Here is a 3,889-nt window from a genome sequence, read left to right on the forward strand (position 1 = left end):
ATGTGCTGGTGAACCTCTCTCTGCTGCTGATTCTGCCCGGTGTAGGCATTGGCGTGGCCGCCATGAGCCTGGTGGGCGAAGCCCTGGGGCGTGACGACCAGCGCGAGGCACACCGCTGGGGGCTGGATGCCCTGCGTGTCGCGGCCATGATGTTGAGTATACTGGCGCTGCCTATGCTGCTGTTTCCCGCGCAGATTCTGGGGATCTTTTTTACGGATCCGGCGCTGCTCGAACTTGGGACACTGCCGCTACGCATTACCGCCGTGATGATCGTGCTGGATGCGGCTGCCCTGGTGCTGGCCCAGGCGTTGATGGGTGCGGGCGCACAACGTACCGTGATGCTGTTGACGCTGGGCATGCAGTGGCTGGTTTTTCTGCCCTTGGCCTGGTGGGTCGGCATCGTCATGGGCTACGGGCTGGTCGGCGTATGGCTGAGCCAGCTATGCTACCGGCTGCTCAATTCCGGCAGTTTTTTATGGGTATGGCAGCGACGACGCTGGCTGGCCCATAGCCTCAAGGCCAATGCCTGAGCGCAAACCCATTAATAGCATTTAACGATAAAAAGATAATTATATATTCTTTTGTAGAATATGACGCCCGCGTTAAGGTGGCGGCACAATACCGTCCGTCCCGACGTGACCATTTCGCTTTTAGCAGGATCGTGCCACATGTACCGTTATGATATTCACGACCAGACGCTGGTCGATGAGCGCGTCGCTCAGTTCCGCGACCAGATGGAACGCTACCGCGCAGGGCGTTTGGGAGAAGAAGAGTTCCGCCCCCTGCGGTTGCAGAACGGGCTCTACATTCAAAAGCATGCCCCGATGCTGCGCATTGCCATTCCCTACGGCATGCTGGCGGGCTATCAGCTGCGCGCGCTGGCGGAGATCACCCGTCGCTACGACCGCGGCTATGGCCACTTCACCACGCGCCAGAACCTCCAGCTGAACTGGCCCGCCCTGGAAGACGTGCCGGACATCCTGGCAGAACTTGCCAAGGTGCAGATGCACGCCATCCAGACCAGCGGCAACTGTATCCGTAATACCACCAGTGACCAGTTTGCGGGTATCGCCAACGATGAAGTGGAAGACCCGCGCCCCTGGTGCGAGCTGATTCGCCAATGGTCGACGCTGCACCCCGAATTCGCTTACCTGCCGCGTAAGTTCAAGATCGCCGTCACCGGCGCCGCTCAGGACCGTGCAGCCATTCAGGTGCATGATATTGGCCTGCGCCTGTGGCGTAACGACGAAGGTGAGCTGCGCATTTCGGTACTGGCAGGCGGTGGCCTGGGACGCACGCCGATGATTGGTGACGTGGTCCGCCATGACCTGCCCTGGCAGCACCTGCTGACCTACCTGGAAGCCTGTGTGCGGGTATACAACCAGTTTGGCCGCCGCGACAACAAGTTCAAGGCGCGCATCAAGATCCTGGTCAAGGCGCTGGGTATCGAAGAGTTCCGTCGCCGCGTCGATGAAGAGTGGGCCCACCTGAAGGATGGCCCACAAACGCTGAACCAGGCCGCCGTGGATGCCGCCAAGGTGCACTTCCCGGAGCCCGAGCGCCGCCCTGTCAGCGAGAGCGCCATCGACGCCTACGAACAGCTGCGCAGTGAAAACCGCAGTTTTGCGCGTTTCGTCACCAACAACGTGACCGACCACAAGGTGCCGGGCTACAAGGCCGTGACGCTATCGCTCAAGCGCCGTGAGCACGCACCTGGCGACGTGACCGCCGACCAGATGGACGCCGTTGCCGACCTGGCAGACCGTTACAGCTTCGGTGAAGTACGTGTTACCCATGAGCAGAACCTGGTGCTTTCGGACGTGCCCGTCGACGAGATCGAAGCACTCTGGAACGAGCTGGACGCGCTGGGCATGGCCAACCCCACGGTAGGCACGCTCAACGATATCATCTGCTGCCCCGGCGGTGATTACTGTGGCCTTGCCAATGCGGTGTCGATCCCCATCGCCCAGGCGCTCCAGGAACGTTTCGAGGACCTCGACTTCCTTTACGACCTGGGGCCGCTGGACCTGAACATCTCTGGCTGCATGAATGCCTGTGGTCACCACCACGTGGGCCATATCGGCATTCTGGGCGTCGACAAGAAAGGCGAAGAGTATTACCAGATCTCGATTGGCGGTAACGCTACCGATGATGCTTCGTTAGGCAAGATTCTCGGCCCCTCCTTCTTCCGCGAAGACGTGCCGGGTGTGGTCGAGAAAGTGCTGGAAGTGTACGTGGCCGAGCGCCACGAAGATGAGCGCTTCCTGGATACCTACCGTCGCATTGGCCTGAAACCCTTCAAGGAGCGTGTTTATGCCCAGCAATGACACTCAAGCCGAAGCGCTGCCACAGGCGCCGGCGCACGTGGATCACCTGATCGACAACGGTGAATTGGCCGCTGAGAATGCCTGGTGCGTTTCCTACGATGCCGACGCGCTGCCCGAGCAGCGCCCTGCGTTCGTGCCGCTGGTGCTCTGGCAGGCAAACAAGGAAGATGCGGAACTGGCCCCCCTGCTGGCCAGCGATACCGAGCTGAACGCCGAGCTGGCCAGCACGCTCGATAAAGCACCTGCCGTTGCCGTCGATTTTCCTGCCTTTACCGATGGCCGTGGTTACACCATTGCCCGTCTGCTGCGGGAGCGTTACGGCTTCACGGGGGAAATTCGTGCGGTCGGTGACGTGTTGGTCGACCAGCTCGATTACATGCGCCGCTGCGGGTTTTCGACCATGGCCCTGCGGGATGATCAGCACCCCGAAGACGCCCTGCGTGCCCTCAACGCCTTCAGCGTTCGCTACCAGACGGACGTCGAAGAGCGTCAGGCGCTGTTCGAGAAGCGTTTGAGCGCCAGTCACTAGGCGCGGCCATCCGCTAAAACAAACGCCGACCGGGGCAGCCCCTGTCGGCGTTTTTGCGTTCAGCCGCGCCGTTTCTGCTGGCGCTCTCGATTGTGGGCCTTGGCGCGATCGCTCTTGCGCAGCATCACCCAGGTGGCGCCCAACCCACCCTCCGACGGCTGGGCGGAGACATACGCCTGCACTTCGTCGAACTGAGTCAGCCACTTGGCGATATAAGAGCGTAATACGTTGGCTGGGCTATCCAGCTCGCGGCCACGCCCATGCACGATCAGCACCGAGCGCAAGTCGTGGGCATAGGCCTCCTGAATGAACGGAAACAGCATGCGCCGACACTCCGCCAAAGGCCTGCGCAGCAGGTGAAGCTGAGCTTGAACGCTGTAACCGCCGTGCTTCAACTTATCGACCACGCCCTGCTGGGTTCCCTCGCGGCGAAATTCGATGGGGTCGAAGGGAGGCAGCAGATCGACAAAATCGTCGGACAGAAAATTGCGCTCATCGAAGCGCTGAGCGGCGCTCTCGCGTCTGGCCAGCTGCGCCTCGGAGGGCGTTTGCCGCCGAGGGCCTGTATCGGCACGGTTTCGCTTGGCCAGCGGCGTTACCTCGCCGACCAGCGAACGGAAATCCAACTCATCCCGAAGTGACTGACTCATATCAGGCTCCTTTCGTCAGCTATAGAGTGCCACGCTACCCTCTACCATCGTAGCAAACCCCGCGATATTGCTTAAGACTTGTCTTGTGTCGTTACGCCGTTCAAGCTGAGAGATTTGCAACCTGAGGAGTGATGCCCATGGTTTGGGTCAAGCGCGGGCTGTGGGCCATGGGGCTACTGCTGATCGGCATGGCCGGGTGGCTGTGGCTGACCATGCTGAGCCCCTGGTTTTATGAACGCCCCGATAGCGTGGCCGAGGTCGAACCGCGCACGCACCAGGTGTTCGTCTATGGCACGCTGCGCTACTGGCCGGTGCGCTGGGTGGTCATGGGCGCGTCCGGCGATCCAAGCGAAGCACGGCTACCGGGCTTCGAACGCAGGGGT

General features: G+C 61.1%; 4 protein-coding genes and 1 pseudogene. 4 read left to right on the top strand and 1 reads right to left on the bottom strand.

Annotated features, from left to right (window positions below):
• From HSS18214_RS0103125 to HSS18214_RS0103135, 3 genes are all read left to right on the top strand, one after another.
• Window positions 1-530, top strand: a 530-nt coding sequence (locus tag HSS18214_RS0103125) for an MATE family efflux transporter (RefSeq protein WP_016913849.1), incomplete at its 5' end; no start/stop codon positions are given.
• Between the two features lie 138 nt (window positions 531-668).
• Window positions 669-2,327, top strand: a complete 1,659-nt coding sequence (locus HSS18214_RS0103130) for a nitrite/sulfite reductase (RefSeq protein ID WP_016913850.1) — start codon at window positions 669-671, stop codon at window positions 2,325-2,327.
• Window positions 2,314-2,856, top strand: coding sequence for a DUF934 domain-containing protein (locus tag HSS18214_RS0103135; RefSeq protein WP_016913851.1), 543 nt, complete (start codon window positions 2,314-2,316; stop codon window positions 2,854-2,856). The genes HSS18214_RS0103130 and HSS18214_RS0103135 overlap by 14 nt, the downstream gene beginning before the upstream one ends.
• A 59-nt stretch (window positions 2,857-2,915) precedes the next feature.
• Here the strand turns inward: HSS18214_RS0103135 and smrA are convergent, their stop codons facing one another.
• The gene (smrA, locus tag HSS18214_RS0103140) at window positions 2,916-3,506 is read right to left on the bottom strand and encodes a DNA endonuclease SmrA (protein ID WP_016913852.1); all 591 of its coding nucleotides are present in this window, start codon (window positions 3,504-3,506) and stop codon (window positions 2,916-2,918) included.
• 137 nt (window positions 3,507-3,643) lie between these two features.
• Here smrA and HSS18214_RS0103145 point away from each other — a divergent pair.
• A pseudogene (locus tag HSS18214_RS0103145) lies at window positions 3,644-3,889 on the top strand (gamma-glutamylcyclotransferase family protein); the annotation flags it as partial.

It is taken from the genome of Vreelandella stevensii S18214 (assembly GCF_000275725.1).
In the GTDB taxonomy this organism is placed as follows: domain Bacteria; phylum Pseudomonadota; class Gammaproteobacteria; order Pseudomonadales; family Halomonadaceae; genus Vreelandella; species Vreelandella stevensii.